Source organism: Inquilinus sp. OTU3971 (genome assembly GCF_038440215.1).
Genome location: NZ_JASATH010000087.1, coordinates 1 through 22,527, shown reverse-complemented (window position 1 = coordinate 22,527; position 22,527 = coordinate 1). Strand labels below are relative to the sequence as shown.

General features: G+C 70.7%; 20 protein-coding genes. 16 read left to right on the top strand and 4 right to left on the bottom strand.

Translation table 11 applies throughout. The features are described from left to right. Positions 1 to 3: 3 nt before the first annotated feature. Positions 4 to 1,617 carry an ABC transporter substrate-binding protein gene (locus AAHM41_RS21415; protein ID WP_342238611.1) on the bottom strand — a complete coding sequence of 538 codons (1,614 nt, stop codon included), beginning with the start codon at positions 1,615 to 1,617 and terminating at the stop codon, positions 4 to 6. Positions 1,618 to 1,821: 204 nt separating this feature from the next. After that, positions 1,822 to 2,487 (bottom strand): haloacid dehalogenase type II, encoded by a 666-nt coding sequence (locus tag AAHM41_RS21410; RefSeq protein WP_342238610.1) that lies wholly within the window; start codon positions 2,485 to 2,487, stop codon positions 1,822 to 1,824. A 205-nt stretch (positions 2,488 to 2,692) separates the two neighbouring features. Here AAHM41_RS21410 and argE point away from each other — a divergent pair, with 205 nt between their 5' ends. From argE to AAHM41_RS21390, 4 genes are all read left to right on the top strand, one after another. Continuing rightward, on the top strand, positions 2,693 to 3,841 hold the full coding sequence (argE, locus tag AAHM41_RS21405) for an acetylornithine deacetylase (RefSeq protein ID WP_342238609.1): 1,149 nt from the start codon (positions 2,693 to 2,695) through the stop codon (positions 3,839 to 3,841). Positions 3,842 to 3,944: 103 nt separating this feature from the next. Further along, positions 3,945 to 5,222, top strand: coding sequence for an NAD(P)/FAD-dependent oxidoreductase (locus AAHM41_RS21400; RefSeq protein ID WP_342238608.1), 1,278 nt, complete (start codon positions 3,945 to 3,947; stop codon positions 5,220 to 5,222). Positions 5,223 to 5,251: 29 nt separating this feature from the next. Continuing rightward, entirely contained in the window at positions 5,252 to 5,959 is a 708-nt protein-coding gene (locus tag AAHM41_RS21395; RefSeq protein WP_342238607.1) for a GntR family transcriptional regulator, read from the top strand. A 10-nt stretch (positions 5,960 to 5,969) separates the two neighbouring features. After that, positions 5,970 to 6,458 (top strand): Lrp/AsnC family transcriptional regulator, encoded by a 489-nt coding sequence (locus AAHM41_RS21390; protein WP_342238606.1) that lies wholly within the window; start codon positions 5,970 to 5,972, stop codon positions 6,456 to 6,458. Between the two features lie 2 nt (positions 6,459 to 6,460). On the opposite strand, the gene AAHM41_RS21385 is transcribed toward AAHM41_RS21390, so the two are convergent. Together AAHM41_RS21385 and AAHM41_RS21380 are read right to left on the bottom strand one after the other, a co-directional pair. Continuing rightward, positions 6,461 to 7,396 carry a 2-hydroxyacid dehydrogenase gene (locus AAHM41_RS21385; protein ID WP_342238605.1) on the bottom strand — a complete coding sequence of 312 codons (936 nt, stop codon included), beginning with the start codon at positions 7,394 to 7,396 and terminating at the stop codon, positions 6,461 to 6,463. 3 nt (positions 7,397 to 7,399) lie between these two features. Continuing rightward, a complete protein-coding gene (locus AAHM41_RS21380; protein ID WP_342238604.1) occupies positions 7,400 to 8,251 on the bottom strand; it encodes a GNAT family N-acetyltransferase in 852 nt (283 codons plus the stop codon). 340 nt (positions 8,252 to 8,591) lie between these two features. Here AAHM41_RS21380 and AAHM41_RS21375 point away from each other — a divergent pair, with 340 nt between their 5' ends. From AAHM41_RS21375 to AAHM41_RS21320, 12 genes are all read left to right on the top strand, one after another. Then, on the top strand, positions 8,592 to 9,695 hold the full coding sequence (locus AAHM41_RS21375) for an NAD(P)/FAD-dependent oxidoreductase (protein WP_342238603.1): 1,104 nt from the start codon (positions 8,592 to 8,594) through the stop codon (positions 9,693 to 9,695). A gap of 2 nt (positions 9,696 to 9,697) precedes the next feature. After that, the gene (locus AAHM41_RS21370; RefSeq protein ID WP_342238602.1) at positions 9,698 to 11,170 is read left to right on the top strand and encodes an aldehyde dehydrogenase family protein; all 1,473 of its coding nucleotides are present in this window, start codon (positions 9,698 to 9,700) and stop codon (positions 11,168 to 11,170) included. A 136-nt stretch (positions 11,171 to 11,306) separates the two neighbouring features. Then, a complete protein-coding gene (locus AAHM41_RS21365) occupies positions 11,307 to 12,218 on the top strand; it encodes a MurR/RpiR family transcriptional regulator (protein ID WP_342238601.1) in 912 nt (303 codons plus the stop codon). Then, the gene (locus AAHM41_RS21360; protein ID WP_342238600.1) at positions 12,215 to 13,063 is read left to right on the top strand and encodes a D-amino acid aminotransferase; all 849 of its coding nucleotides are present in this window, start codon (positions 12,215 to 12,217) and stop codon (positions 13,061 to 13,063) included. Before AAHM41_RS21365 ends, AAHM41_RS21360 begins: the two co-directional genes overlap by 4 nt. After that, positions 13,060 to 14,901: an ABC transporter ATP-binding protein gene (locus AAHM41_RS21355; RefSeq protein WP_342238599.1), complete on the top strand. Its 1,842-nt coding sequence runs from the start codon at positions 13,060 to 13,062 to the stop codon at positions 14,899 to 14,901. The genes AAHM41_RS21360 and AAHM41_RS21355 overlap by 4 nt, the downstream gene beginning before the upstream one ends. A gap of 49 nt (positions 14,902 to 14,950) precedes the next feature. Continuing rightward, complete coding sequence (gene gsiB / locus AAHM41_RS21350) at positions 14,951 to 16,480, top strand: glutathione ABC transporter substrate-binding protein GsiB (protein ID WP_342238598.1); 1,530 nt, start codon at positions 14,951 to 14,953, stop codon at positions 16,478 to 16,480. 56 nt (positions 16,481 to 16,536) lie between these two features. Next, positions 16,537 to 17,457, top strand: coding sequence for a glutathione ABC transporter permease GsiC (gsiC, locus tag AAHM41_RS21345; RefSeq protein WP_342238597.1), 921 nt, complete (start codon positions 16,537 to 16,539; stop codon positions 17,455 to 17,457). Further along, entirely contained in the window at positions 17,454 to 18,341 is an 888-nt protein-coding gene (locus AAHM41_RS21340; protein ID WP_342238596.1) for an ABC transporter permease subunit, read from the top strand. The genes gsiC and AAHM41_RS21340 overlap by 4 nt, the downstream gene beginning before the upstream one ends. Positions 18,342 to 18,352: 11 nt before the next feature. Then, complete coding sequence (locus AAHM41_RS21335; protein ID WP_342238595.1) at positions 18,353 to 19,393, top strand: DmpA family aminopeptidase; 1,041 nt, start codon at positions 18,353 to 18,355, stop codon at positions 19,391 to 19,393. Beyond that, a complete protein-coding gene (locus tag AAHM41_RS21330; protein WP_342238594.1) occupies positions 19,390 to 20,208 on the top strand; it encodes a M55 family metallopeptidase in 819 nt (272 codons plus the stop codon). Before AAHM41_RS21335 ends, AAHM41_RS21330 begins: the two co-directional genes overlap by 4 nt. 15 nt (positions 20,209 to 20,223) lie before the next feature. After that, positions 20,224 to 21,186, top strand: coding sequence for an isoaspartyl peptidase/L-asparaginase family protein (locus tag AAHM41_RS21325; RefSeq protein ID WP_342238593.1), 963 nt, complete (start codon positions 20,224 to 20,226; stop codon positions 21,184 to 21,186). Positions 21,187 to 21,230: 44 nt separating this feature from the next. Beyond that, positions 21,231 to 22,331, top strand: a complete 1,101-nt coding sequence (locus tag AAHM41_RS21320; protein ID WP_342238592.1) for a M24 family metallopeptidase — start codon at positions 21,231 to 21,233, stop codon at positions 22,329 to 22,331. Positions 22,332 to 22,527 lie beyond the last annotated feature (196 nt).

Here is a 22,527-nt window from a genome sequence, read left to right as displayed (position 1 = left end):
GGCCTAGCTGTCCAGCCAGACATACTCGCCGAAGCCGTAGCCCATCAGGGCGCCCGTCGGCATCGGCTTCAGCCCCTTCAGGCTGCTGGTGTAGGCGTCCAGGTTGCTGATGAAGGTCGGGATGGCCACGCCGGACCCGTCGCGCACCATCACCTGCAGGTCGTGATACATCTGCCGGCGCTTGACCTCGTCGGTCTCGGCCCGGGCGGCGACCAGCAACTGGTCGAATTGGCCGTCCTTCCAGCCGGATTCGTTCCAGGGCGCGTCCGACTTGTAGAACAGCGTCAGCAGCAGGTCGGCGGTCGGCCGCGGGTTGATGTTGCCGAAGCCGACCGGCGACTTCATCCAGTAGTTCGACCAGAAGCCGTCCGACGGCACCCGCTGCACGTCCAGCGTCAGCCCGATCTTCTGCGCCTCCTGCTGCAGCAGCACCGCCATCTCCACCGAATTGTCGGCGGCGGGCGAGGCGACGACCGGGATGGTCGAGCCCAGCACCCCGGCCTTCTGGAAGTGGAACTTGGCCTGGTCCGGGTCGAAGGGTCGCTGCGGGATGTCCTTGGCGTAGAACCGGTTCGAGGACGGGATCGGATGGTCGTTGGCGATCTCGGCATAGCCGCGATAGATCGCCGATTTGATCTGCTCCCGGTTGATCAGGCTCTTCATGCCCAGGACGAAATCCGGGCTGCTGCCCGGCGCCGCATCCAGCCGCATGATCAGGTTGGTATAGTTGCCGGCACGGGTGTCGAGGACGCCGAAGGCGCCGGTATCCTGCAGCTGCTTGACCGAGCGCGGATTGATGGTCGAGGCCAGCTGCACGTCGCCGGAGAGCAGCGCGTTGACCCGGGCGCTCTCATCGGCCAGGCCGAAGAACTCGATCTGGTCGAGCCAGGGGCCGTCGCGCCAGTAGCCCTCGTTGCGCACCGCGACCGAGCGCACGCCGGGCGTGAACTCCTGGCATTTGAACGGGCCGGTGCCGACCGCGGTCGCGAAATCCTTGGTGCCGTCCTTGACGATGTGGAAATGGGCGGTGCCCAGGATCACCGGGAAATCGGCGTTCGGGCCCGACAGCTTGATGCGGACCTCGTTCGGCCCGGTCGCGCTGATCTCCTCCATCGCCGAGGCCAAAGCCTTGGCCTTGCTGCCGACCTCGGGGTCGAGATGGCGCTTCAGGGAATAGACCACGTCCTCCGCGGTCAGGGCCTTGCCGTCGTGGAAGGTGACGCCTTGGCGCAGCTTGATGGTCCAGACCGTGGCCTTGTCGTTGTCGATCGTCTCGGCCAGCTCCGGCTGCGGCTCGCCGGCTTCGTCGATCCGGGTCAGCTTGTTGTAGAACAGGTTGCAGCGGACATAGTCGGTCGACGCCGTCTGCTTCGCCGGGTCGAGCGTGTCGGCGGTCGAGCTGGTGTAGCCGGCGACGCGGATGCTGCCGCCGCGCTTCGGGGTGTCGGCCATTGCCCGGCTGGCGTGCGTGAACACCGACCCGCCGGCGGCCAGGCCCATGCCGGCCATCCCCAGCATGCCCAGCACGTCGCGCCGGGTTGCGCCGCCGCGCAGCGCGTCGAGGACCCGCCAGCGATCGGCGGGGCGCATCGCTTCGAAATCGCTGATCTTCGTCATGCCGCCGTCCCTCTGTTGTGCGGGATCACCGATCCCGAGCTCCCCTGGTTGTTCTGATGCCGGGGCATCCCGGACGCGCGGTGTTCCGCGTCGCCCCTCGCAGCCGCTGGTGCCGCGATGCCCTGGTTCCTGTCCGATATGATGGCGGTCGTCGTAGGATTGTCAACAATCTTAATGAAGACGATACCGTCCTCGAGTGGCCGGCTACAGCCCCAGCAGCCCGGGCAGGCCGCGGATGTCCTTGATCTCGTGATAGCCGTAATAGGGGTTCGGCGGCTCGTGGCCCCGGTTCACGAACACCTTGTTGGTGATCCGCAGGTCATGGGCGGTCATCAGGTCGTAGCGGAAGCTGGAGGAACAGTGCAGCACGTCCTCCGGGCCGCAGCCGAGCTGGTCGAACATATATTCGAAGGCCCGCATCCGCGGCTTGTAGGCCTGCGCTTCCTGTGCCGTGTAGACGGCGTGGAACGGCGCGCCGAGCCTGGCCACGCTGTGCGGGATCAGATCGGTCATCGAGTTCGACAGGATGACCAGCGGGATGCGGGTGGCGACCCTGGCCAGCGCCTCCGGCACGTCCGGATGCGGCCCCCAGGTCGGGATGGCGGCATAGACGGCGTCCGCATCCTCCTCCCGGAACGGCACCTGCCACAGCTTGCAGCTGCGCTCCAGCGCGTTGCGCACCACCTCGTAGTAGGGCTTCCAGGCGCCCAGCACCTCGTCCAGGCGATAGGCCGAGAAATCGGCGCAGAAGGCATCCATCCGCGCGGCGTCGACCCGGTCGGCATAGATCCGGCGGGCCACCGGCGCCATCTCGAAATAGATCAGGGTGCCGTAGCAGTCGAAGGTGACGTATTTCGGTCTCAGGGCCATGTCCGGTCGCTCTCATGGGATCCGCGATCGGGCCATCCTAGAAGAGGCAGGCCGCACGGCCAGCCCCCTGTGCGCCGCATCGCCGGGCGATCATGCCGTTTGCGGCGGCGCGGATGGCACGACATGCCGAACCGGCGCCGTCCTTCGGCGCGACCGCTTTGGCGCAGCGAGGCAGGATGGTGGCGCAATCGGGAGGAGGCGCGGGATGAAATCGGTCGAGGAGATTCTGGCGGATCTGGTGGCGATTCCGTCCGTCTGCCGCACCCCGAACGGGGCCATCGTCGACTATGTCCGCACGTGTCTCGCCGAACATGGCGTCGCGAGCACCGTGCTGCCGGGGCCGGAGGGCGACCGGTCCAACCTGTTCGCCACCATCGGCCCGGCGGAGGTTCCGGGCACCATCCTGTCGGCGCATCTCGACGTGGTGCCGGCCGCGCCGGAGGGCTGGACCGGCGATCCCTTCACCCTGCGCCAGGACGGCGACCGGCTGTTCGGCCGTGGCGCCGTCGACATGAAGGGCTTCGTCGCCTGCGTGCTGGCCTCGGTGCCGGCCCTGGTCGCGGCCCGGCTGACGCGGCCGGTGCACATCGCCCTGTCCTATGACGAGGAAGTCGGCTGCGTCGGCGTGCGTCATCTGATCGACCGGCTGCCGCTTCTCTGTGCTCCGCCCTCCGGCTGCATCGTCGGCGAGCCGACCGGGCTGCGCCCGGTGCTGCGGCATAAGGGCAAGATCGCCCAGCGGGTCCGTGTGCGCGGCCGCGCTGGCCATTCCTCCCGCCCCGACCTGGCGGACAACGCCATCCATCTGGCGGCGGAGCTGATGCTGCAGGTGCGGGACGAGGCGCGGCGGATTGAGGCCCAGGGCCCGTTCGACGACCGCTTCGCGCCGCCGGTCTCGACCCTGCAGGTCGGCATCGTGTCCGGCGGCACCGGGGTCAACATCGTGCCGGCCGAATGCGTCTTCGACCTCGAAGCCCGCGCCATCCCGGGCACCGACCCCGCCGGGCTGTGGCGGCCGATCGCACGATTCGCCGAGGACCGGGTCGCGGCGATGCGGGCCGAGGGGCGGTCGGTTGCGGTCGACAGCGAGACCCTCGCCCTCTACCCGGCGCTCGACCTCGCCGACGACCATCCCCTCGCGGCGCTGGCCGAGGCGATCTCGGGGCAGCCGCGGCAGGCCGCGGTCAGCTTCGGCACCGAGGCCGGCCTGTATCAGCAGGCCGGCGTGCCGGCGATCGTCTGCGGCCCGGGCGACATCGACCGGGCGCACAAGCCGGACGAGTTCATCACCCGGGCCGAGCTGGCCTCCGGCGTCGCCATGCTGGCACGACTGGTGTCCCATCTCTCGTTATGATTGTTGACAATCCTACGAGTGACGTGATCAAGCTAGTGGGTCGCCGCCGCGACGGGCGCTGATCGGGCGCGCGATCAGGCCGGGCGCGCGATCAGGATCGATCATGAAACTGGCTTCCTACTGGATGGATTCCGTGACGCCGTTCCAGGGCGCCGCCGCCGGCCCGGTCGAGGGTAAGGTGGACGTCGCCGTGATCGGCGCCGGCTTCACCGGGCTGTCGGCGGCGCTGGCGCTGGCCCGGCGCGGCGCCCGGGTGGCGGTGCTCGAGGCCGGGCAGGTCGGCGCCGGCGCCTCCGGCCGCAACGGCGGCCAGTGCAACAACGGCCTTGCGGTCGACTTCCAGGGCGTGGCGGCCCGCCACGGCCTCGACCAGGCCCGGCTGCTGTACCGTGCCTATGACGCTGCGGTCGACACGGTCGAGCGCCTGGTGCGGGAGGAGGGGATCGACTGCGACTTCCGGCGCACCGGCAAGATCAAGCTCGCCGCCAAGCCGGAGCATTTCGACAAGCTGCAGCGGGCGCAGGAGGTGCTGGCGCGTGAGGTCGACGCCGACACCGCCCTGGTCGCGGCCGGCGACCTGCGGGCCGAGATCGGCTCCGACCGGTTCCACGGTGGGCTCGTCTACCGGAAGAGCGCCGGCATGCATATGGGCCGCTTCTCCAAGGGGCTGGCCGAGGCGGCGGCGGCACGGGGCGCCGCGATCTTCGAGGACGCGCCGGTGTCGGCGCTGGAGCGGCGCAACGGCCACGCCCATGAGGTGGTGACCGCCCGCGGCCGGCTGACGGCGTCGCAGGTGCTGCTGGCGACCGGCCCGTCGCGCGCCGGCCCTTTCGCCTGGTTCCGGCGCCGCGTCATCCCGATCGGCAGCTTCGTCATCGTCACCGAGACGCTGCCGCAGGCGGTGGTGGACGAGCTGATGCCGACCCGCCGGATGGCGACGGATTCGAAGAATGTCGGCACCTATTTCCGCATCACCGGCGACAACCGGCTGCTGTTCGGCGGGCGGGCGCGCTTCGCCGTGTCCAGCCCGCTGTCCGACGCCAAGAGCGGCAAGGTGCTGCAGCGGGCGCTGCGCATGGTCTTCCCGCAGCTCGGCGACGTGCGCATCGACTATTGCTGGGGCGGCATCGTCGACATGACCGCCGACCGGCTGCCCCGGGCCGGCGTGCATGACGGCCTCTACTACTCGATGGGCTACAGCGGCCACGGCACCCAGATGGCGACGCATATGGGCGCGGTGATGGCCGAGGTGATGAGCGGCCGGTCAGAGGCGAACGTCTTCCGCGACCTCGACTGGCCGGCGGTGCCCGGCCATTTCGGGCCCCCCTGGTTCCTGCCCCTGGTGGGCGCTTACTATCGGCTGCAGGACGTCCTGCATTGAGCGGGGCATCACGGAAGGCGAGGCAGCGCATGGCACAGGCGAATGGTGGGAAGGTGAAACGGCTGGCGCGCACGACCCTGTCGGGCCAGGTCAGCGAACAGATCCGCGCCTCGATCCTCGACGGCACCTTCCCGCTCGGCGCCCAGCTCAACGAGATGGAGCTGGCGGCCAGCTTCGGCGTCAGCCGCGGGCCGGTGCGCGAGGCGCTGCAGCGGCTGATCCAGGAAGGGCTGCTGCGCAGCGAGCCGCATCGTGGCGTGTTCGTGCCGGAGCTGACCGACGAGGACCTGCAGGACATCTACTTCGTCCGCAGATCGCTCGAGCTCGTCGCCCTGCGGCGGGTGATGGGCCTGCCGGACCGTGCCGCGCTGGCGAAGAAGCTGAAGGCCGTGGTCAGGCAGATGGAGGCCTCGGTCCGGCGCGAGGACTGGTCGCGCACCGCCGAGCTGGACCTGGAGTTCCACCGCGAGCTGGTCGACACCGCCGGCAGCCACCGGCTGTCCCGCGGCTACGCCACGCTGCAGGCCGAGACCATGCTGTGCCTGCACAAGCTCATGGGCGGCTATCGCGGCAACAAAGCGCTGATCGACGAGCACAAGCTGCTGGCCGACCTGGTCGGCGGCGACGATGCCGAGGCGGCGCTGAAGGAGCTGGACCGGCATTTCGGCGACCCGGTCCGCACGCTGCACAAGGCCAACGCCCTGCGGCAGGGCAAGACCGGCGTCGCCGCCGAGTAGGAGCATCCTCGTGAACCCGACCGGCAACAGGCTCGATCAGATCGACATGCGGATCCTGGTGCAGCTGCAGCGCCAGGGGCGGATGACCAATGTCAACCTGGCGGATGCGGTCGGGCTGTCGACCAGCCCTTGCCTGCTGCGGGTCAAGCGGCTGGAGCAGGCGGGCTACATCAGCGGCTACGGCGCCCATCTCAACCTGGCCAAGCTGGGCGAGACCGTCACCGTCTTCACCGAGATCACGCTGGCCGACCAGACGATGCCCTATTTCACCCGGTTCGAGGCGGCGATGCGCGGCCTGGACGAGGTGATGGAATGTCACCTGGTCAGCGGCGGCTACGACTATCTGGTGAAGTTCGTCACCCGCAGCCTGTCGCATTACCAGGAGGTGATGGAGGGGCTGCTGGAGCGCCCGGTGGGGATCTCGAAATACTTCAGCTACATCGTGATCAAGACCCCGGTCCGGAAGACCGAACAGCCGCTGATGAGCCTGTTCGCTTAGGGTCAGTACGCCTGTCGGCGGTCGACGATGTTCTCCATCGGCAGTCCGTCCCGATGCCGGCGGATCGCGCGGATCACTTGGCGGGCCGCCGAGTCCGGATGGGTGGCGCTGGCCACATGCGGCGTCAGCATCACGCGCGGATGCTGCAGCAGCGGATGGTCGGGCGGCGGCGGCTCGGTCGCCAGCACGTCGAGCATCGCGGCCGAGATGTGGCCGCTCTCCAGCGCCGCCAGGAGGTCGGCCTCGACCACATGTCCGCCGCGGCCGACATTGACCAGCCCGGCCCCGGCCGGCAGGGCCTTGAAGACCTCGGCATCCAGGAGGCCGCGGGTGGCGTCGGTCAGCGGCAGCAGGCAGACCAGGATCTCGCAGGACCCCAGGAAGCCCGGCAGCGCGTCCGGGCCGGCGAATCCGGTGATGCCCGGGATCGATTTCTCCGACGCGCTCCAGCCGCGCACGGAAAATCCGAGGTCGCGCAGCGCCTCGGCCGCGGCCCGGCCGAGCACGCCCAAGCCCATCACCCCGACCGTGCGGTCGGCGCTGCGCCGCACCGGACGCGGGGCCCAGCGGCCCTCGCGCTGGTCGGTGAGATAGGCCGGGATGTCCCGGTGCAGCGCCAGCACGGCGTAGAGCACGTATTCGACCATCGACCGGGTGAGGTCCGGATCGACCATGCGCACGACCTGGACCCGCAGCGGCAGGTGGTCGAGGGCCAGATGGTCCACCCCGGCGCCGAGGCCGAACAGCACCTCCAGCTTCGGCACCGACCGCGCCAGATCCTCGGGCGGAATCCAGGCCACCAGATAGGCGGCGTCGGACGGTGGCGCATCGGGCGACCAGACCTCGAGCGCGATGTCCGGCGCCTCCTCCCGGAGCACCCGGTCCCAGACCGCGCCCCGGACCGGGTCGGATTTGTACAGCAGCGTCGGGCGGCTCATGATTCAGCCCAGCGCCTGGTTGATCAGCCCGAAGATCCTCGCGGACGCCGATGGCGCCGGCCGGTCGCCGCGCCGCATGGTCACGACCGTGTCCACCCGCGCCAGGCCTGCGGCGGTGAGGCGGTCAGCGAAGGCGCCGTCATCCGGCGTGTCGACCCGCAGGAAACGGCCGGCATGCTCCTCCAGATGCGGCTGCAGCAGGGCGACAGCCGAGGCCTCGTTCGGCGCGACGATCGGGCCGACGACATGGCCGCGGCCGAACGGGCGGCACAGGCTGAAGCCGAGCAGCTCGCCATGTGCCTCATAGCCATAACCGACCGAACGGACGGCGAGCCCGTCCAAGGCCGCCGACCGCTCCGCGCCATAAGCCTCCCGGTCGAGTTCGCGAATCCGCGGCCAGTCCTCGGCCGCGACCGGCCGCACCCGTCCGGCCGCCGCCACGACTGGCAGCGGCTGCACCGATCCCTGGTGCTGGTGGATCCGGCCGATCTCGCGGAATCCTTCGGACCGGTACAGCCGCAGCCCCGCCGGGGTGGCGTTGAGCTGCAGCACGCGGTCGCCGGCCCGGCCGAACAGCCACTGCATCAGCCGCCTTCCGGTGCCCTTTGCCTGCAGTCGCGGCGAGACGATGATCATGCCGACCGTACCGAAATCCGGGCCGAACGGCCACCACAGGGCCGAGCCGATCACCCGGCCGGCCCCGTCGCAGGCCACCACGCCGTCGCCGACCTCATACACGAAGCGCCAATCCTCCGGCCGGTGCGCCCAGCCGACCTCCACGGTCAGGGCGTGCAGCGCCGGCAGGTCCTGCTCCGTCATCGGGCGCAAGGTCGGGGGAGGGGTGTCCTGGGTCATCACCGCTGTCTCTGGTCGGGCCGCGTGCCCTCAGCTTGCTCCGCCCATCCTGGCACGATCGGCCGAAAAGCCGGCGGCGCACCATGCGGATGCACCAAAGCGGCGCGCATCCATGGCAGCATCTGCCGCGCCGGCCGGTCTAGCCTCGGTGGCAGGCAATGGGGACGATTGGGTTAAGAACAGACCGCCCCTTTTGTCATTGCCGGGCTTGACCCGGCAATCCAGGAGGTGTCGACACCCTCTGGATGCCCGGGTCAAGCCCGGGCATGACAGATGTGGGTTCTGTTCCTTCACCGGATCGCCCTCTCAATCAGTCTCAGTGGAAAACAGGGCGCATCCCATGGCTCGTGTCGTCATCATCGGTGCCGGTATCGTCGGTCTGTCCGTGGCGCGGGCGGCGCTGCAGCGCGGGCATGAGGTGCATCTGCTGGAGCAGGGCGAGGTGCCGAACCCGCACGGCGCCTCCTACGACCGGCACCGGATGATCCGCTACCATTACGGCGCGGCCCTCGGCTACACCCGCATGGTGGCGCCCGCCTTCGAGGCTTGGTCGCGGGTCTGGGACGACATCGGCAGCGAGCAGTTCGAGGATACCGGCGCGATCGCGATCTCGCTGGAGGCCGGCGACTACGCCGCCCAGACGCTGGAGAGCTTCCGCGAGATCGGCATCGCGCATGAGGTGCTGGACCGTGCGGGGGTGGAGCGGCTGTGCCCGCACCTCCAACTGCCGGACGGCGCCTGGGGTGTCGTCGCCTCGCCGGGCGGGCCGCTCTTCGCCGGCCGCATCGTCACCGAGCTGGCGCGCTGGGTGGCCGAGCGCGGGGCCGTGGTCGAAGGCGGCTGCCGCATCGCCCGGGTGGACCAGGAGCGCGCCGTTGCCGTGCGGGCCGACGGCAGCACGGTCGAAGGCGACATCCTGGTGGTCGCCGCCGGCGCCTGGCTGCCGGCGCTGATGCCGGAGCGCTACGGCGACGCGTCCACCTGGCGGCAGGGCCTGTGCTACGTCGAGCCGCCGGCCCGCTTCGCCCAGTCCTGGCGGGACGCGCCGGCCATCGTCACCCTCGGCGACCATGGCGGCTACACCCTGCCGGACCGCCGCGGCGCCGGCCTCAAATTCGGCCACGGCCCGCACCGGCGTCGCGCCCGGCCGGAGGTCGACGGCTTCGGCTCGGACCTCGCCATCGAGGGCGAGGCGATCCTGGCGCCGTTCCGGCCCTATCTCCGGGACGCCGCGGATTACCGCCCGACCCGGATCCAGGTCGGCTACTACGTCCTCGACGCCTCGCGCCGCTTCAGGCTCGACCAGGCCGGGCGCGGCCTCGTGGTGACCCATTGCGACGGCCAGATGTTCAAGTTCGGCCCGCTGCTGGGCGAGCGCATCGTCGCCATGTTCGACGGTGCCGAGAGTGCGGCCGACCTCGCCCGCTGGGCGGCGGGATACTGATCATGCTCGATTTCGATCCCACTGCCGTCGCCATCCCTGCCGGCCACTTCATCGATGGTGCCCTCGTCGCGGGGCAGGGCGAGACGATCGGCGTCCGGCGCCCCTCCGACAGCGTCCTCTATGCCGAGCTGCCGGTCGCCTCCGCCGAGCTGGTCGACCGGGCGGTGAGCAACGCGGCCGAGGCCCAGCGCCGGACCGACTGGGCCAGCCGCGCGCCGCGCGAGCGGGCCCGGGTGCTGCGCCGCTTCGCCGACCTGATCGACGCGCGGGCGCAGGAGCTGGGGCGGCTCGAGGCGCTCGGCTCCACCCGGCCGATCGCCCAGGCCCTGGCCGTCGACGTGGCCAGCACGGCGGAAGGCTTCCGTTTCTTCGCCGAATATGCCGACAAGCTGGGCGGCGAGGTCGCGGCGACCCGCAGCGACAACCTCGGCCTGGTGATCTCCGAACCCTATGGCGTGGTCGCCGCGATCACGCCCTGGAACTTTCCGCTCAGCATGGCGTCATGGAAGGCCGGGCCGGCGCTGGCCGCCGGCAACGCCATCGTGCTCAAGCCGTCGGAGCTGACACCGTTCTCCACCGTGCTGCTGGCGCAGCTGGCCGTCGAGGCCGGGGTGCCGCCCGGCATCTTCAACGTGGTCCAGGGCACCGGCGCCGTCACCGGCGATGCTCTCTGCCGCCATCCGCTGGTCGACAAGATCTCCTTCACCGGCTCGACCCGGACCGGCGCCGCGATCATGGCGGCCAGCGCCGCCAGCGGGGTGAAGCCGGTGACGCTGGAGCTCGGCGGCAAGAGCCCGCAGCTGGTCTTCGCCGACACGCCGAGCGCCGACCGCACCGCCCGCCAGGTCGCCGCCGCGATTCTCGGCAATGCCGGTCAGGTCTGCGTCGCCGGCTCGCGCCTGATCGTCCAGCGCCGGCTGCGGGACGAGATGGTGGAGCGGCTGATGGCGCTGTTCGCAGAGGTGCGGCCGGGCCCGACCTGGCGCCGGGACACCAGCTTCTCGCCGATCATCTCGACGCCGCAGGCCGACCGGATCGACGGCATCGTCCGCCGCTCCCTGGCCGCGGGCGCCAAGGCCGTGATCGGCGGCCGGCGCCTGGCCGCGATCCAGGACGGCGCCTTCTACGAGCCGACGATCCTGACCGACGTCACCCCCGACATGCCGGCGGTGCGCGAGGAGATCTTCGGCCCGGTGCTGACGGTCCAGGCCTTCGACGACGAGGAAGAGGGGCTGGCCCTGGCCGACCACCCCGACTACGGCCTCGCCGCCGGCGTTCACACCGCGGATCTCGGCCGCGCCATGCGGGCGGTGCGCCGGCTGCAGGCCGGCACCGTCTGGGTCAACCGCTACGGCCGCACGGCGGACTTCATCCTGCCGACCGGCGGCTACAAGCGCTCCGGCATCGGCAAGGACCTGGGGCGCCAGGCGGTCGAGGCCAATCTGCGCCACAAGAGCGTGCTGATGGAGTTCTGACGGCCGGGCCGGCGGCGCGGCCGAGGCCACCAGTCCTATCCTGCGTCTGAAAAAATCTTTACATCCGTCACATCGGATGACAGAAGAATTTTCATCCCGCCGCCCCGCGGCCTTTCCATTCCTTGCTCGCTTCCGCATGGCCCAGGACCTGCCGCAGACCCTGATGAACCGGCTGGCGCAGAGCGTCGAGTCGCTCTCGCCGGCGCATCGCCGGGTCGCGGATTTCGTCCTGGAGCACCCGTTCCGCGCCGCCACCATGGGGATCGAGGATCTGGCCGGCGCCGCCGACGTCTCGGTCGCCACTGCCAACCGCTTCGCCCGCAGCCTCGGCTTCGGCGGCTTCCCCGAATTCCGGGCCGAGCTGCTGCAGCAGTTCCAGCGCGCTCTGGCCCCGGTCGAGAAGCTGCGGGCGACGCAGCAGGGCGGCGAATCGGCCCATGCCGTGCTGCGCCGGTCGATCGACGGCGTCTCCGCCAATCTCGGTCAGGCCGCGGCGCTGCTGACCGACGAGGCCTGCGCCGGCGCGGTCGATCTCGTCCTGGCCGCGCGCCGGGTGGCGCCGCTCGGCCTCGGTGTCAGCGCCGTCACCGCCCGCTTCCTGGCCGAGCTGCTGCAGCCCTACTGCCCCTCGGTCGAGCTGATGGATGGCAGCGGCGGCACCGAGCGCATGGTCCGCCATCTCCTCCGCCTCGGCCCCGGCGACCTGCTGATCCCGATCTCGGTGCCGCGCTATTCGCGCACCACCATCGAGCTGCTGCGCCAGGCCAAGGTGCGCGGCCTGCGCGCCCTGGCCCTGACCGACGGGCCGGCCTCGCCTTTGGTACCCGACAGCGACGCCGCCCTGTTCGGCCCGGCCGAGCACGGCGTGCTGCATGGCTCCTCCATCGCGGTGATGGCGCTCGCCGAAGGACTGGCCGGGGCCGTGGCCCAGCGCCGCGGCACCATCGCCGACGCGGCCGAGCTGACCGAGCAGATCATGCCCTTCCTCCTGGTCGACGACGCCCCCGCGCGCCGTCCCCGCCCCTCAGCCCCGGAACGCCGACGATGACCCTGGCCTATTGGACCGGAACCTACCTGCCGCTCGACCAGGTCAAGGTCTCGCCGCTTGACCGCGGCTATCTCTTCGCCGACGGCGCCTATGAGGTGGTGGCGGTCTATGACGGCCGGATCTTCGAGCTCGAGGCCCATCTCGACCGGCTGGCCCGCAGCCTCGCCGCCGTGCGGATCGACCCGGGCCTCGACCGCGCCGGCCTCGCCACGGTGTTCCGGCAGCTTGCCGAGATCGCGCCGCGCCCGGCCGCGACCATCTACATGCAGGTCACCCGGGGCGCCCCGGCGCAGCGCAGCCATGCCTTCCCGGCTGCGTCCCAGGCCAGCATCCTGGCCTTCGCCGGCGTGCTGAGGCGCCTCACTCGGGCGCAGCAGGAGGACGGCTTCGCCCTGGTCTCCGCCCCCGACATCCGCTGGCTGCGCTGCGACATCAAGTCGATCGCGCTCCTGCCCTCCGTCCTCGCCGCGCAGCAGGCGGCCGAGGCCGGGGTGCTGGAGACGGTGATGATCCGCGACGGGCTGGTCAGCGAATGCGCCGCCAGCAACGTCTTCGTCGTCAAGGACGGGCGGGTGGCGACGCCGGTCGCCGACCACCGCATCCTCGACGGCATCAACCGTCGCATCGCGATCCGCCTGGCCGAGGAGCTCGGCATCGCCGTGGAGCAGCGCGACGTGGCCGAGGCCGAGCTTCGCGCGGCCGACGAGATCTGGATCACCAGCACCACCAAGGAGCTGGCGCCGATCGTGCGGCTGGACGGTGCCGCGGTCGGCTCCGGCCGGCCTGGCCCGGTGTGGCGCCGGGTGCGCGACGCCTTCGACAGCCTGGTCGGTCTGCCGGCATGACCACAGCACCGCTGATCGAGGTCGAGGGACTGACGGTCCAGTTCCCGACCGATGACGGCATCGTCACCGCGGTCGAGAATCTCGGCTTCGCCATTGCGCCGGGCGAGACCGTGGCGGTGGTCGGCGAGAGCGGCTCCGGCAAATCGGTCACCTCGCTCAGCCTGATCCGGCTGGTCGATTATGGCGGCGGGAAGATCGCCCGCGGTTCGGTGCGCTTCCGCGGCCGCGACGGCACGGTGCGCGACCTGGCCAAGGCCCCGGCCGAGGCGCTGCGCGCCCTGCGCGGCAACGAGATCGCGATGATCTTCCAGGAGCCGATGACGTCGCTGAACCCGGTCTTCACCATCGGCGACCAGATCGCCGAGGCGGTGATGCTGCACCAGGGCAAGGACGCCAAGGCGGCGCGGGCCGAGGCGCTGCGCATGCTGGAGCGGGTGCGGATCCCGGAGGCGAAGCGGATGCTCGACCGCCACCCGCACCAGCTGTCGGGCGGCATGCGCCAGCGGGTGATGATCGCCATGGCGCTGTCCTGCCGCCCCAGCCTGCTGATCGCCGACGAGCCGACCACGGCGCTGGACGTCACCATCCAGGCCCAGATCCTGCGGCTGATCCGCCAGCTGCAAGGCGAGATGGGCATGGCGGTGATGTTCATCACCCACGACATGGGCGTGGTGGCCGAGGTCGCCGACCGCGTCGTGGTCATGTATCAGGGCCGCAAGGTGGAGGAGGGGCCGACCGAGCGGATCTTCACCGCCCCACAGCACCCCTATACACGGGCGCTGCTGTCGGCGGTGCCGAAGCTGGGCAGCCTGCAGGGCCAGCCGCTGCCGGCGCGCTTCCCGCTGGTCCGGGTCGACGGATCGCGGGAGCCACCGCCGGCGCCGCAGGACACGGTGCATGCCGGCAGCCCGTTGCTGGAGGTCGACAAGCTCTCGACCCGCTTCGACGTGCGCCGCGGTGTGTTCGGCCGGCTGGTCGCCCGCGTCCATGCGGTGGAGCAGGTCAGCTTCGGCCTGCAGCCGGGTGAGACCCTGGCCCTGGTCGGCGAGAGCGGCTGCGGCAAGTCCACCACCGGCCGCACCATCATGCAGCTGCTGGAGCCTTCGGCCGGCTCGATCCGCTTCGAGGGCCGGGCCATGGCCGAGATGAAGGCGGAGGAGCGGCGGCGCCTGCGCCAGAAGATCCAGTATGTGTTCCAGGACCCCTTCGCCTCGCTCAACCCGCGGCTGACGGTCGGCTTCTCGATCGCCGAGCCACTGCTGACCCACGGCCTGGCCAAGGGCAAGGCTGTGGAGCAGCGGGTCGCCGACCTGCTGACCCAGGTCGGGCTGCGGCCGGAGCATGCCAGGCGCTACCCGCACGAGTTCTCGGGCGGCCAGCGCCAGCGCATCTGCATCGCCAGGGCCCTGGCATCGGAGCCGAAGCTGATCATCGCCGACGAGGCGGTGGCGGCGCTCGACGTCTCGATCCAGGCCCAGGTGGTGAACCTGCTGATGGAGCTGCAGGCGCGGCACGGCCTGTCCTACCTGTTCATCTCGCACGACATGGCGGTGGTGGAGCGGGTCAGCCACCGCGTCGCGGTGATGTATCTCGGCCAGATCGTCGAGATCGGGCCGCGCCAGGCGGTGTTCGAGAGCCCGCAGCACCCCTACACCCGTCGGCTGATGGCGGCGGTGCCGGTCGCGGATCCCGCCCGGCGCAACCGCGACGCCAGCCTGATCGAGGGCGAGATCCCGAGCCCGATCCGGGCACTGGGGGACGGCCCGCTGGTGCGGCCGCTCGAGCCCGTCGGGCCGGGGCACTTCGTGGCCCGCCACCGGGTCGGCGACTTCGACTGAACCGGCCCGGACGATTGTGAATCAGAGGAAACAGAGGAGGACGAAAACGATGCAAAGCTGGAAACGGCACCTCGCCGCCTGCGCCGTGGCCGCGCTGATGGCGTTGCCGGGGGCGGCGATGGCCAAGCCCCTGGTCGTCGGCATCGACCAGAACCTGACGGGGCTCGACCCGTCCAACATCAACGAGACGGCGTCGCAGGCGGCGACGCGGCTGTTCTACCAGGGCCTCTACGGCTTCGATCAGAACATGCAGCTGGTGCCGCTGTTGGCCGAGAGCTACGAGGTCAGCGACGACGCCAAGACCTACACCTTCCACCTGCGGAAGGGCGTCAAGTTCCACGACGGCACCGACTTCAACGCCGAGGCGGTGAAGATCAGCCTCGAGCGCCTGGCCAACCCCGAGAACAAGCTGAAGCGCCAGTCGCTGGTGTCGATGCTGGACCATGTCGAGGTGGTCGACGACGCCACCGCCAAGGTGGTGCTGAAGGAGCCGTTCGGCGCGCTGGTCAACAACCTGGCCCATGCCGGGGCGATGATCATCAGCCCGGCGGCGCTGGAGAAATACGGCAAGGACATCGGCCGCAACCCGGTCGGAACGGGCCCGTTCAAGTTCAAGTCCTGGTCGGCCGACACGCTGGAGGCGGTGAAGAACGAGGCCTACTGGAAGCCCGGCCAGCCGAAGGTCGACGGCGTCACCATCCGCAGCGTGCCGGAGAACGGCAGCCGCGTCGCCATGCTGCAGGCCGGCGAGGCCCAGTTCATCACCCCGGTGCCGTCGGAAATGATGAAGGTGCTGGAGCGCAACCCGAACCTCACCATCGTCGACGCGCCGTCGATCGTGAACTGGTACGTGGCGCTGAACACCCACAAGAAGCCGTTCGACGATCTCCGCGTCCGCCAGGCGCTGAGCTACGCGGTCGACCGCAATGCCTATTGCAAGGTGGTGCTGAACGGCTTCTGCGACCCCGCGGATTCGCCGATGCCGCCGAAGCTGAAATTCTACGCCAAGCAGGGTATCTGGCCCTACGACCCGGAGAAGGCCAAGGCCCTCCTGGCCGAGGCCGGCTATCCCGACGGCTTCGAGACCGTGCTGTGGTCCGGCAACAACACCACGGCGATCCGGGCGACCCAGTTCCTGCAGCAGCAATTGGCCCAGATCGGGGTCAAGGCGCAGGTGACGCCGCTCGAATCCGGCGTCCTCTCCGACAAGGTCTGGGGCGTGCAGACGCCCGAGGACGCGACGGTGCAGATGTATTACGGCGGCTGGTCGTCCTCGACCGGCGACGCCGACTGGGCGCTGCGGCCGCTGCTGTGGGGCAAGGGCTTCCCGCCGAAGCTGTTCAACGTCGCCTACTACTCGAACCCGGAGGTGGATGCAGCGCTGGAGGCGGCGGTCGCCACGGCCGACGAGGGCAAGCGGGCCGAGGCCTACGCCAAGGCTCAAGGCCTGATCTGGCAGGACGCGCCTTGGATCTCGCTCGGCGTCGACCACGTGCTGAGCGCCCGGAGCAAGGACCTGTCCGGCGTCTACGTCCTGCCCGACCGCGCCTACATCGTCGAGGACGCGGCGTTCCAGTAAGCCTTCGCCGCCCGCCCTCCGGCTCGGTCTGAGGGCGGGCGGTCTTCGGAGTCCTCATGCTGCAATATCTGATCCGGCGTCTCCTCGGCATCGTCCCGGTGATGCTGGTCATCTCCCTCCTGGTCTTCGGCTTCGTCCACATGCTGCCCGGCGACCCGGCGCGGCTGGTGGCCGGGCCGGACGCGACCGCGGAGGACATCGCACTCGTGCGCGCCGATCTCGGCCTCGACCAGCCGTTGCCCGAGCAGTACCTGACCTTCCTCGGCAATGTCGTGCAGGCCGATTTCGGCACCTCGCTGAAGACCCGCCGGGCCGTGGCCGACGAGATCGGCGAGCGGCTGATGCCGACGGTGTGGCTGACCGTGGTGAGCATGGTCTGGGCGGTGGCGGTCGGCCTGCTGATCGGCGTTCTGTCCGCGGTCAAGCGCGGCCGCTGGCAGGATTATGGCGGCATGGTCCTGGCCGTCTCCGGCATCTCCTTCCCGTCCTTCTGGCTCGGCCTGCTGATGATCGGCGTGTTCTCGGTCGATCTCGGCTGGCTGCCGACCGGCGGCTACGGCACCTGGCAGCATTTCGTCATGCCGTCGATCGCGCTCGGCCTCGGCGTCGCCGCGGTGATGGCGCGCTTCACCCGCTCCGCCTTCATCGAGATCTCACGCGAGGACTATGTCCGCACCGCCCGGGCCAAGGGTGTGTTCGAGCGGGCCGTGATCTGGAAGCACACGCTGCGCAACGCAATGATCCCGATCATCACCATGGTCGGGCTGCAGTTCGGCTTCCTGCTCGGCGGCTCGATCGTGGTCGAGACCGTGTTCACCTGGCCCGGCCTCGGCCGGCTGCTGGTCGACAGCGTCTCCTACCGCGACTACCCGGTGATCCAGGCCGAGATCCTGCTGTTCTCGATCGAGTTCATCCTGATCAACCTGGCCGTCGACATGCTCTACGCCTTCGCCAACCCGGAGATCCGCTACCAATGAGCGCCCTCACCGCACCCGTCGCCTCGGTCGGCGCGGAGAGCGTCCGCTCGCCGTGGCACGAATTCTGGCGCCGCTTCCGCCGGCAGAAGGTCGGCGTCATCGCCGGGCTGTTCCTGGTCGCGCTGGTGATCGTCGCCATCCTGGCGCCCTGGATCGCGCCCTACGACCTCGCCGCGCCGGATTACGAGCGGGTGCTGGAGGGGCCGTCCTGGACCCATCTCGCCGGCACCGACGCCTATGGCCGCGACATCCTCAGCCGCATCGTCTTCGGCGCCCGCATCTCGCTCGCGGTCGGCTTCCTGTCGGTGACGCTGGGAGGCGTCGCCGGCATCCTGCTTGGCCTGGTCAGCGGCTTCTATGGCGGCTGGGTCGACGGCTTCGTGATGCGGCTCTGCGACGTGCTGCTGGCCTTCCCCGGCATCATCCTGGCGATCGGCGTCATCGCCGTTCTCGGCCCCGGCATCGACAACGTGATCTATGCCGTCGCCGTGTTCAGCGTGCCGGTCTTCGCCCGGCTGGTGCGCGGCAGCACGCTGGCGATCAAGCAGACCGTGTATGTCGACGCGGCGCGGGCGATCGGCGTGCGCCACCGCCTGCTGATGCTGCGCCACATCCTGCCGGGCACGCTGCCCAGCGTGATCGTCTACTTCTCGATGCGCATCGGCACTTCGATCCTGACAGCGGCGAGCCTCAGCTTCATCGGCCTCGGCGCCCAGCCGCCCAGCCCGGAATGGGGGGCGATGCTGGCCGACGGGCGCAGCTATCTCGGCGTTGCCGACCACATCACCCTCTTCCCTGGGATCGCCATCTTCGTCACGGTGCTGGCCTTCAACCTGCTCGGCGACGGCCTGCGCGACGCGCTGGACCCGAAGCTGAAGACCTGAGGGAGGCATCGGTGACGGCCCGTCTCGCCCGCGATTTCGGCCTGGTCTGCGGCACGCTGCCGACCGGGCCTCTCAACGCCATCACCGATGTGCCCGGCGTGTTGGTGGGTCATCTGACGCTGCATGCCGGCGACGTGCTGACCGGCGTCACCGCCATCCTGCCGCATGCCGGCAACCTGTTCCGCAGCAAGGCCCGCGCGGCGGTCGAGGTGATCAACGGCTTCGGCAAGAGCACCGGGCTGATGCAGGTGACGGAGCTGGGGACGGTCGAGACGCCGATCCTCTTGACCAACACCTTCGCCGTCGGCACCTGCGCCACGGCGCTGATCCGCGCCGCCATCGCCGCCAACCCCGACATCGGCCGCGAGACCGGCACCGTCAACCCGGTGGTGCTGGAGTGCAATGACGGCTTCCTGTCCGACATCCAGGCCCTGGCGGTGACCGAGACCGACGCGCTGGAGGCGATCGCGGCGGCCAGCGACGGGAAGATCGGCGAAGGCTCGGTCGGTGCCGGCACGGGGATGAGCAGCTTCGGCTTCAAGGGCGGCATCGGCACCGCCTCGCGCCGGGTCAAGTTCGACCGCACCCATTTCCATCTCGGCGTGCTGGTGCTGGCCAATTTCGGCCGGGCCGGCGATCTGGTGCTGCCCGACGGCCGCCGTCCGGCGCCGCCTGCGGAGCCGACGCCCGAGCGTGGCTCGGTGATCGTGGTGATGGCGACCGATGTGCCGCTGGAGCATCGCCAGCTGCACCGCGTCACCAGGCGCTGCGGAGCCGGCCTCGCCCGGCTCGGCGCCTTCTGGGGCCATGGCAGCGGCGACATCGCGCTGGGCTTCTCCACCGCCGATCCGGTGGAGCACGACCAGAAGCGCGACCTGACCCAGATCCGGGTGCTGAACGAGGCGCGGATCGACCGGCTGTTCCAGGCCGCGGCCGAGGCGACGCAGGAGGCGGTGCTGAACGCGCTCTGCGCCGCCGGGCCTGCCGTCGGCCGCAACGGACACAGCCGGCCATCGCTCGCGGATTGGCTGGAGGCGGAGGAGCGCAAATGAGGATCTACATCTCGTCGGATATCGAGGGCGTGGCCGGCGTGGTCTCGCCGCAGCAGGGCCAACCGGGCAATGGCGAATACGAACGCGCCCGCCGGCTGATGACCGAGGAGGTCAACGCCGCGATCGAGGGCGCGCTGGAAGGCGGCGCCACCGGGATCCTGGTCAACGACGCGCACGGGCCGATGACCAACCTGCTGCCGGAGCTGCTGCATCCGGCGGCGGAGCTGATCCAGGGCAAGCCGAAGCCGCTCAACATGTTCGCCGGGCTGGATGCCGGCCATGCCGCAGTGTTCTGCCTCGGCTACCACGCCCGGGCGTCGGAGCAGGGCGTGCTGGCCCACACCACCAACGGCTTCGCCTTCCGTGCCGTGCGGCTGAACGGCCGGCCGCTGGGCGAGGCGGGGATCTACGGCGCCTATGCCGGAAGCCTGGGCGTGCCGGTGGCGATGGTGTCCGGCGACGACCGCTGCGTCGCCGAGCTGCGCGAGCATTTCCCCGAGGCCGAGTTCGTCCAGACCAAGCAGGCGCTGGGCAACCGCGCCGCCCGGTCGCTGCCGCTGCCGGCCGCCCGCGCCGCCCTGCGCGAAGGCGCGGCCCGCGCCGTCCGCCGCGCCGGCGCGATCACGCCCTTCCGCATCGACGGTCCGTACACGCTGGAGCTGGAGATGGGCGGGCCGGCCCTGGCCGACCTCGCCGCCACCCTGCCGCCGGCCGAGCGCCGCGACGGCGTCACCGTGGCGCTGCCCGCCGGCAGCGTCGCCGACGCCATCCGCTGGATGAACGCCGTCTCCGCGATGACCGCCTTTTTGCGCTGACCCCCCGAGGCTTCCATGACCGACCCATCCCGCGCCGTCCTGGCGATCCATGGCGGCGCCGGCACCATCCGCCGGGACTCGCTGTCGCCGGAGCAGGAGGCGGCCTACCACCAGGGCCTGCGCACCGCGCTCCGCAACGGCCACCTCGTCCTGGCGGCCGGCGGCACGGCGCTGGACGCCGTCACCGCTGCAGTGATGGCGCTGGAGGAGGACCCGCTGTTCAACGCCGGCCGCGGCGCCGTCTTCACCAGCGCCGGCGAGACCGAGATGGATGCGGCGGTGATGGACGGGCGCGACCGGCGCGCCGGCGCCGTCGCCGGCATCTGCGGCCCGCGCCATCCGGTCCTCGCCGCCCGCGCGGTGATGGAGCGGACCGAGCATGTGCTGCTGGCCGGGGAGGGGGCGCGCCGCTTCTGCCTTGACGCGGGGCTGGAGCATATGGACCCGTCCTGGTTCCGCACCGAGCGGCGCTGGGCGGCGCTGCAGGAGGAGCTGGAGCGCCGCCGCCAGGCCCTGCCGGACGATGGCGACCCGGCGCGCAAGCACGGCACGGTCGGCGCCGTGGCCTGCGACGCGGCCGGCAACCTCGCCGCCGCCACCTCGACCGGGGGCATGACCGGCAAGACCCCGGGCCGGGTGGGCGACTGCCCGGTGATCGGCGCCGGCACCTGGGCCGACAACGCCACCTGCGCCGTCTCCGGCACCGGCCATGGCGAGATCTTCATCCGCTATGCCGCCGGCCACGAGATCGATGCCCGCATGCGCTGGGCAGGGCAGGGGCTGGAGCAGGCGGCGGAGGATGTGGTGCAGGCCCTGCTCGCCCCGGCCGGCGGCTCCGGCGGGCTGATCGCGGTCGACGCCCAGGGCCGCGTGGCGCTGCCCTTCAACTGCGAGGGCATGTATCGCGGCGTGGTCGGCGCCGACGGCGCCCTGCGCACCGCGATCCACCGCGAGGCCTTCCGGGTCGAAGCCGCTTAGGGTAGCAGTCGATGGCGGCGGGATACCGCGAGCAGGAGGACAGGATGGCGGTCGATTTGGGCAAGAGGCTGGCGGCGCTGCGCGGCAAGATGCGGGAGGCGGGCGTCGATCTCGTCGCGCTCGGGCCCGGTTCGCACATGCAATGGGCGGCCGGCTTCCACCCGCATGCCGATGAGCGGCCCTGCCTGCTGCTGATCGGGCCGGAGCGCGAGGCGTTCCTGATGCCGGTCTTGAACGCCGAGGGCTCGCGCGAGGAGACGGCGATCGCCTTCCACACCTGGGACGACGCCGAGGGACCTGACGCCGCGCTGGCCGCCGCCCTGGCCGATGTCGGCGCGACCAATGCGGCCCATGTGGTGCTCGACGAGACGATGCGGGCCGATTTCGCCCTGCTGCTGCTCGGTGTCCTGCCCGGGGCGCGGCACAGCTTCACCGACAGGACCATCGGCGCCCTGCGCATGCGCAAGGACGCCGCCGAATTCGCCAAGCTGAAGATGAATGCCGGCATCGCCGACCGCGCCATGCAGGCCGCCTTCGCCGCGGCCAAGCCGGGCATGACCGAGCTCGAGCTGGCGGCGGTGATCAAGAACCATTTCAGCGGGGAAGGCGCATCGCCGGCGTTCTGGATCGTCGGCGGCGGCGGCAACGGCGCCTTCCCGCACCACCAGACCGGCGGGCGCCGGCTGGAGGAGGGCGACGCCGTGGTCGTCGATATCGGCGGCCGCAAGGGCGGCTTCCCCAGCGACATCACCCGCATGGTCGCGATCGGCCGGCCGCCGGAGGGCTACGGCCAGATCCACACCATCGTCGAGAAGGCGGTGCAGGCGGCGCTGAAGGCGGCGAAGCCCGGCGTGATGGCGAAGGAGGTCGACGCCGCCGCCCGGCGGGTGATCGCCGATGCCGGCTATGGCGAGTACTTCGTCCACCGCACCGGCCACGGCATGGGCATCGACGGCCACGAGCCGCCCTACATCACCGCCACCTCCGAGACGGTGCTGGAGGAGGGCATGGTGTTCTCGATCGAGCCTGGCATCTACATCCCGGGCCGCTTCGGCATCCGGCTCGAGGAGATCGTGATCCTGCGCGAGGACGGGCCAGAGATCCTGTCCTCGCTGCCGCGCAACCTGCACGTGGTGCGGGTGTGATAGCAGCAGGCTTCAAGAAACGGCCTTTTGAGTCCCCCCTCCCCTCGCGGGAGGGGGCTAGGGGGAGGGGGTTCTATCGGCTTGCGACGGCTCCAGTCCCCCGGCCATGGTGATGACGGAGGCGGTCCTTACTCATTCGCGCGCGGACGCGCGCAGACCCCGCCCCCCAGGCCCCCCCCCCCCCGCGGGGGGGGGG

Bases quoted from the DNA above. Each gene is read 5' to 3' on its own strand.
- AAHM41_RS21415 (WP_342238611.1), bottom strand. From the start codon at position 1,617: ATGACGAAGATCAGCGATTTCGAAGCGATGCGCCCCGCCGATCGCTGG.
- AAHM41_RS21410 (WP_342238610.1), bottom strand. From the start codon at position 2,487: ATGGCCCTGAGACCGAAATACGTCACCTTCGACTGCTACGGCACCCTG.
- argE (WP_342238609.1), top strand. From the start codon at position 2,693: ATGAAATCGGTCGAGGAGATTCTGGCGGATCTGGTGGCGATTCCGTCC.
- AAHM41_RS21400 (WP_342238608.1), top strand. From the start codon at position 3,945: ATGAAACTGGCTTCCTACTGGATGGATTCCGTGACGCCGTTCCAGGGC.
- AAHM41_RS21395 (WP_342238607.1), top strand. From the start codon at position 5,252: ATGGCACAGGCGAATGGTGGGAAGGTGAAACGGCTGGCGCGCACGACC.
- AAHM41_RS21385 (WP_342238605.1), bottom strand. From the start codon at position 7,396: ATGAGCCGCCCGACGCTGCTGTACAAATCCGACCCGGTCCGGGGCGCG.
- AAHM41_RS21380 (WP_342238604.1), bottom strand. From the start codon at position 8,251: ATGACCCAGGACACCCCTCCCCCGACCTTGCGCCCGATGACGGAGCAG.
- AAHM41_RS21375 (WP_342238603.1), top strand. From the start codon at position 8,592: ATGGCTCGTGTCGTCATCATCGGTGCCGGTATCGTCGGTCTGTCCGTG.
- AAHM41_RS21370 (WP_342238602.1), top strand. From the start codon at position 9,698: ATGCTCGATTTCGATCCCACTGCCGTCGCCATCCCTGCCGGCCACTTC.
- AAHM41_RS21365 (WP_342238601.1), top strand. From the start codon at position 11,307: ATGGCCCAGGACCTGCCGCAGACCCTGATGAACCGGCTGGCGCAGAGC.
- AAHM41_RS21360 (WP_342238600.1), top strand. From the start codon at position 12,215: ATGACCCTGGCCTATTGGACCGGAACCTACCTGCCGCTCGACCAGGTC.
- AAHM41_RS21355 (WP_342238599.1), top strand. From the start codon at position 13,060: ATGACCACAGCACCGCTGATCGAGGTCGAGGGACTGACGGTCCAGTTC.
- gsiB (WP_342238598.1), top strand. From the start codon at position 14,951: ATGCAAAGCTGGAAACGGCACCTCGCCGCCTGCGCCGTGGCCGCGCTG.
- gsiC (WP_342238597.1), top strand. From the start codon at position 16,537: ATGCTGCAATATCTGATCCGGCGTCTCCTCGGCATCGTCCCGGTGATG.
- AAHM41_RS21340 (WP_342238596.1), top strand. From the start codon at position 17,454: ATGAGCGCCCTCACCGCACCCGTCGCCTCGGTCGGCGCGGAGAGCGTC.
- AAHM41_RS21330 (WP_342238594.1), top strand. From the start codon at position 19,390: ATGAGGATCTACATCTCGTCGGATATCGAGGGCGTGGCCGGCGTGGTC.
- AAHM41_RS21325 (WP_342238593.1), top strand. From the start codon at position 20,224: ATGACCGACCCATCCCGCGCCGTCCTGGCGATCCATGGCGGCGCCGGC.
- AAHM41_RS21320 (WP_342238592.1), top strand. From the start codon at position 21,231: ATGGCGGTCGATTTGGGCAAGAGGCTGGCGGCGCTGCGCGGCAAGATG.